The sequence below is a fragment of the Immundisolibacter sp. genome (assembly GCF_041625615.1).
Classification (GTDB): Bacteria; Pseudomonadota; Gammaproteobacteria; order Immundisolibacterales; family Immundisolibacteraceae; genus Immundisolibacter.
In genome coordinates, this window is sequence record NZ_JBFJTF010000180.1 from 1 (window position 1) to 3,724 (window position 3,724).

Annotated in this window: 3 protein-coding genes; 1 reads left to right on the forward strand and 2 read right to left on the reverse strand. The window is 71.2% G+C overall.

The window, feature by feature from the left end:
* Together guaA and guaB are read right to left on the reverse strand one after the other, a co-directional pair.
* On the reverse strand, positions 1 to 829 hold an 829-nt coding region (gene guaA, locus ABYX71_RS10985; protein WP_372696538.1), incomplete at its 3' end, for a glutamine-hydrolyzing GMP synthase.
* 193 nt (positions 830 to 1,022) lie between these two features.
* Complete coding sequence (gene guaB / locus ABYX71_RS10990) at positions 1,023 to 2,486, reverse strand: IMP dehydrogenase (protein ID WP_372696539.1); 1,464 nt, start codon at positions 2,484 to 2,486, stop codon at positions 1,023 to 1,025.
* Between the two features lie 152 nt (positions 2,487 to 2,638).
* Between guaB and xseA the strand changes: the two genes are divergently transcribed.
* The coding region (xseA, locus tag ABYX71_RS10995) for an exodeoxyribonuclease VII large subunit (protein WP_372696540.1) at positions 2,639 to 3,724 on the forward strand (1,086 nt) is incomplete at its 3' end.

Consider the following 3,724-nt stretch of genomic DNA (forward strand, 5'->3'; position numbering starts at 1 on the left):
CGAACACCTGCATCACTTGGTCGCCTTCGTGGTGGCGCAGCAGACCGTTGTCGACGAACACGCAGGTGAGCTGGTCGCCGATGGCCTGGTGCAGCAGCGCCGCGACGACGGAGGAATCGACCCCGCCCGACAGGCCCAGCAATACCTTGCCGTCACCGACCTGCCGGCGCACGGCGGCAATGGCGTCCTCGATGATGTTGCCGGGGGTCCAGGCGTTGCCGCAGGCGCAGATGTCGTGCACGAAGCGGGCGTAGATGCGCTTGCCCTGGGGGGTGTGGGTGACCTCGGGATGGAACTGGAAGGCGTAGTAGCCGCGCGCCTCGTCGGCCATGCCGGCCAGCGGCACGTCGGGGGTGGAGGCGATGCGCTTGAAACCCTCCGGCAGCGCGCTGACGCGGTCGCCGTGGCTCATCCACACGTCCAGCAGGCCGTGGCCCTCGGCGTTGACGCGGTCCTCGATGCCCTCCAGCAGCCTGGAGTGGCCGTGGGCGCGAATCTCGGCGTAGCCGAATTCCTTGACCTCGCCCGGCTCCACGGTGCCGCCGAGCTGCACCGCCATGGCCTGCATGCCGTAGCAGATGCCGAGCACCGGCACGCCGAGCGACCAGACCGCGTCGGCGGCCCGGGGCGACCCGGCTTCGGTGACCGATTCCGGCCCGCCCGAAAGGATGATGCCCTTGGGCGCGAAGGCGCGCAGCGACGCCTCGTCCATGTCCCAGGGGTGAATCTCGCTGTAGACGCCGAGCTCGCGCACGCGCCGGGCGATCAGCTGCGTGTACTGGGAGCCGAAGTCGAGAATCAGGATGCGGTCGGCGTGGATGTCGGTCATGGGCCTGGCGGGGGAGCGGTCTGGGGGTGCGCGGCCGAAGCCGCTCCTATGGCCGCGCCGAACGCGTCGGCGTGACCGATACGGGGCAGGATGCCCGGGCGTGAATCAGGGGCTCATGGCCCCGATGCACGCAGCGCAGCGCGGGGGCCGCGCCGCGCGAGCCGAGAAATTCCATGGACGGCGTTTCCCGGGATCAATAACTCGGATAGTTCGGCGCTTCCTTGGTCACGGACACGTCGTGCACGTGGCTTTCCGACACGCCGGCGCCGGTAATGCGGGAAAAGCGCGTGTCCTGCCGGAACTGCTCGAGCGTGCGGCAGCCGGTGTAGCCCATGCTGGCGCGCACACCGCCGCACAGCTGGTGCACGATCGGCACCGCCGAGCCCTTGTACGGCACCCGGCCCTCGATGCCCTCCGGCACCAGCTTGTCGGCGTCGCTGCTTTCCTGGAAGTAGCGGTCGCTGGAGCCGTGCTGGCCGCCCATGGCGCCCAGCGAGCCCATGCCGCGGTAGGACTTGTACGAGCGGCCCTGGTACAGCTCCACCTCGCCCGGCGCCTCCTCGGTGCCGGCAAAGATGTTGCCCAGCATCACGGTGTGGGCGCCGGCCGCCAGTGCCTTGGCCAGATCCCCGGAATAGCGCACGCCGCCGTCGGCGATCAGCGGCACGCCGGTGCCCTCCAGGCCCTGGGCGGCGTGGTGAATGGCGCTGATCTGCGGCACGCCGACACCGGCCACCATGCGCGTGGTGCAGATGGAGCCGGGGCCGATGCCCACTTTCACGCCGTCCGCGCCGGCTTCCACCAGCGCCCGTGCGCCCTCGCCGGTGGCCACGTTGCCGCCGACCACCTGCACCTGCGGCAGTTCGGACTTGACCCAGCGGACCATGTCCAGCACGCCGCGGGTGTGGCCGTGGGCGGTGTCCACCACCAGTACGTCCACGCCGGCCTGGATCAGCGCCAGCGCGCGCTCGCGCCCGCTCTCGCCGACGCCGACGGCGGCGCCGACCAGCAGGTGGCCCTGGTCGTCACGGGCGGCGCTGGGGTGTTGCGTCTGCTTTTCGATGTCCTTGACGGTGATGAGGCCGCGCAGGCGGAACGCGTCGTCCACCACCAGCACCTTTTCGATGCGGTGCTTGTGCAGCAGGCCCTTGACCTCGCCCGAGCCGGCGCCCTCGCGCACCGTCACCAGGCGCTCGCGCGGGGTCATGATGGTCGACACCGGCGCGCCGTAGCTGGTCTCGAAGCGCAGGTCGCGGCTGGTGACGATGCCGACCAGGTCCTCGCCGTCGACCACCGGCACGCCGGAGATGTGGTGGGCCCGCGTCAGCGCCAGCACCTCGCCGATGCTCATGTTCGGCGGGGCGGTGATGGGGTCCTTGATGACACCGCTTTCGAATTTCTTGACCCGCAGCACCTCGGCCGCCTGCCGTTCGACGGGCATGTTCTTGTGGATGATGCCCATGCCGCCCTGCAGCGCCAGGCAGATGGCCAGGCCCGATTCGGTGACCGTGTCCATGGCCGCCGACAGCAGCGGAATGCGCAGGGTGATGTCGCGCGTGACGCGGGTGCTGAGGTCGACCTCGCGCGGCAGTACGTCCGAGTAGGCCGGGATCAGCAGGACGTCGTCGAAAGTCAGGGCTTCGTAGGCGATGCGCATCGGTAGCGGCCCGCAGCGGAGGGGATCGGTAATTATAGGTCGCGCCCAGGGGGCGGCCAACGCTCGGGCGTGTGTTGTCCGGGATCGCGCCGGTTCGAATCGCGGGGCTTGCCTATAATCAGCCGCCCCGCCGCGCTTGTCTGCCGATGCCCATGGAAACCGCCCTTTCCCGCGCCAGTGCTCCGGCGCGGGACGTGTACACACCGTCGCGCCTGGCGCTGGAGGTGCGCACGCTGCTGGAGGGCGGTTTCCCGCTGCTGTGGCTGCAGGGCGAAATCGGCAACTTCACGGCGGCGGCTTCCGGCCATCTGTACTTCACGCTCAAGGACAACCGCGCGCAGGTGCGCTGCGTCATGTTCCGCTCGCGTGCCAACCTGCTGCGCGAGCGCCCGCGCAGCGGCGACGAGGTGCTGCTGCGGGCGCGGGTGTCGTTCTACGAGGACCGCGGCGAGTTCCAGCTGCTGGTGGAGCACCTGGAGCCGGCCGGCGACGGCGCGTTGCGGCGGGCACTTGAAGAGCGCAAGGCGCGCCTGGCCGCCGAGGGGTTGTTCGATCTGGACCGCAAGCGTCCGCTGCCGGCGCTGCCGCGGCGGCTGGTGCTGGTCACCTCGCCGCGTGGCGCGGCCGTGCACGACGTGCTGACCACGCTGCGCCGGCGCTGGCCGGCCTGCGAGGTGCTGCTGCTGCCGGTGCCGGTGCAGGGCGACGGCGCTGCCCTGGCCATCGAACGGGCCATCGATGTCGCCTCCGAGCATGCCGTGGGCGACGTGCTGCTGCTGGTGCGCGGCGGCGGTTCGCTGGAGGACCTGGCCGCTTTCAATGACGAAGGCGTGGTGCGGGCGCTGGCCCGCTGCACGCTGCCGACGGTGGTCGGTGTCGGTCACGAGGTGGATTTCAGTCTGGCCGACCTGGTGGCCGACCAGCGGGCACCGACGCCGACCGCCGCCGCCGAGCTGGTGGTGCCGGATCGCGACGCCTGGCTGGGCGCGCTGGCGCAGCGTCAGCGCCGCCTGCTGCGCGCCCTGCAGCATCGCCTGGAACGCAGCCAGCAACGGGCCGACCACCTGATGCGCCGGCTGGTGCATCCGGGCGAGCGGCTGCGCCGCCTCGACGGCGACCTGGCGCGTGTGCGCCAGCGCCTGTTGCTGGCCACCCAGGGCGTGCTGCGTGACCGGCGTGCGGCGCACGAGCGTCAGGTGCTGCGCCTGCAGGCGGCCTCGCCGGCGCGCCGGCTGACG